Source organism: Enterobacter cloacae complex sp. IR5418 (assembly GCF_049238105.1).
Classification (GTDB): Bacteria; Pseudomonadota; Gammaproteobacteria; order Enterobacterales; family Enterobacteriaceae; genus Enterobacter; species Enterobacter hormaechei.
On record NZ_JBMKHS010000094.1, the window covers coordinates 1 to 2,439 of the forward strand.

Genomic DNA, 2,439 nt, shown 5'->3' on the forward strand with positions numbered 1-2,439 from the left:
CTCCATCAGCAAAAGGGGATGATAAGTTTATCACCACCGACTATTTGCAACAGTGCCATCACAACCGTCTGGGCATTGCCCTGCAAATTGGATGTGTCCGTTTTCTGGGCACCTTCCTCACCGATATGAATCATATTCCTTCCGGCGTCCGGCATTTTACCGCCAGACAGCTCGGGATTCGTGATATCACCGTTCTTGCAGAATACGGTCAGAGGGAAAATACCCGCCGTGAGCATGCAGCGCTGATACGTCAGCACTATCAGTATCGTGAATTTGCCTGGCCCTGGACATTTCGCCTTACCCGTCTTTTATATACCCGGAGCTGGATAAGCAACGAACGTCCTGGCCTGCTTTTCGATCTGGCGACAGGGTGGCTTATGCAACATCGTATTATTCTCCCCGGAGCCACTACGCTGACCCGGTTGATTTCAGAGGTAAGGGAAAAGGCGACGTTGCGCCTGTGGAACAAACTGGCACTGATACCGTCAGCCGAACAGCGTTCACAGCTGGAGATGCTGCTGGGGCCAACTGATTGCAGCCGCCTGTCTTTACTGGAATCACTGAAAAAGGGCCCTGTGACCATCAGTGGTCCGGCGTTTAATGAAGCAATTGAACGCTGGAAAACTCTGAACGATTTTGGCCTGCATGCTGAAAACCTGAGTACACTCCCGGCTGTGCGCCTGAAAAATCTCGCACGTTATGCTGGTATGACTTCGGTGTTCAATATTGCCAGGATGTCACCGCAGAAAAGGATGGCGGTTCTGGTTGCCTTTGTCCTTGCATGGGAAACGCTGGCGCTGGATGATGCATTGGACGTTCTGGACGCCATGCTGGCCGTTATCATCCGTGACGCCAGAAAGATTGGGCAGAAAAAACGGCTCCGCTCGCTGAAGGATCTGGATAAATCTGCATTGGCGCTCGCCAGCGCATGTTCGTACCTGCTGAAAGAAGAAACACCGGACGAATCGATTCGTGCTGAGGTGTTCAGCTACATCCCAAGGCAAAAGCTGGCTGAAATCATCACGCTTGTCCGTGAAATTGCCCGGCCCTCAGACGATAATTTTCATGAAGAAATGGTGGAGCAGTACGGGCGCGTTCGTCGTTTCCTGCCCCATCTGCTGAATACCGTTAAATTTTCATCCGCACCTGCCGGGGTTACCACTCTGAATGCCTGTGACTACCTCAGCCGGGAGTTCAGCTCACGGCGGCAGTTTTTTGACGACGCACCAACGGAAATTATCAGTCGGTCATGGAAACGGCTGGTGATTAACAAGGAAAAACATATCACCCGCAGGGGATACACGCTCTGCTTTCTCAGTAAACTGCAGGATAGTCTGAGGCGGAGGGATGTCTACGTTACCGGCAGTAACCGGTGGGGAGATCCTCGTGCAAGATTACTACAGGGTGCTGACTGGCAGGCAAACCGGATTAAGGTTTATCGTTCTTTGGGGCACCCGACAGACCCGCAGGAAGCAATAAAATCTCTGGGTCATCAGCTTGATAGTCGTTACAGACAGGTTGCTGCACGTCTTTGCGAAAATGAGGCTGTCGAACTCGATGTTTCTGGCCCGAAGCCCCGGTTGACAATTTCTCCCCTCGCCAGTCTTGATGAGCCGGACAGTCTGAAACGACTGAGCAAAATGATCAGTGATCTACTCCCTCCGGTGGATTTAACGGAGTTGCTGCTCGAAATTAACGCCCATACCGGATTTGCTGATGAGTTTTTCCATGCTAGTGAAGCCAGTGCCAGAGTTGATGATCTGCCCGTCAGCATCAGCGCCGTGCTGATGGCTGAAGCCTGCAATATCGGTCTGGAACCACTGATCAGATCAAATGTTCCTGCACTGACCCGACACCGGCTGAACTGGACAAAAGCGAACTATCTGCGGGCTGAAACTATCACCAGCGCTAATGCCAGACTGGTTGATTTTCAGGCAACGCTGCCACTGGCACAGATATGGGGTGGAGGAGAAGTGGCATCTGCAGATGGAATGCGCTTTGTTACGCCAGTCAGAACAATCAATGCCGGACCGAACCGCAAATACTTTGGTAATAACAGAGGGATCACCTGGTACAACTTTGTGTCCGATCAGTATTCCGGCTTTCATGGCATCGTTATACCGGGGACGCTGAGGGACTCTATCTTTGTGCTGGAAGGTCTTCTGGAACAGGAGACCGGGCTGAATCCAACCGAAATTATGACCGATACAGCAGGTGCCAGCGAACTTGTCTTTGGCCTTTTCTGGCTGCTGGGATACCAGTTTTCTCCACGCCTGGCTGATGCCGGTGCTTCGGTTTTCTGGCGAATGGACCATGATGCCGACTATGGCGTGCTGAATGATATTGCCAGAGGGCAATCAGATCCCCGAAAAATAGTCCTTCAGTGGGACGAAATGATCCGGACCGCTGGCTCCCTGAAGCTGGGCAAAGTACAGGTTT

At 52.0% G+C, this 2,439-nt stretch carries 1 protein-coding gene; it reads left to right on the top strand.

Translation table 11 applies throughout. The features are described 5' to 3' along the window. The coding region (locus ACOTX7_RS24170) for a Tn3-like element Tn3 family transposase (protein ID WP_421626176.1) at positions 1–2,439 on the top strand (2,439 nt) is incomplete at both ends.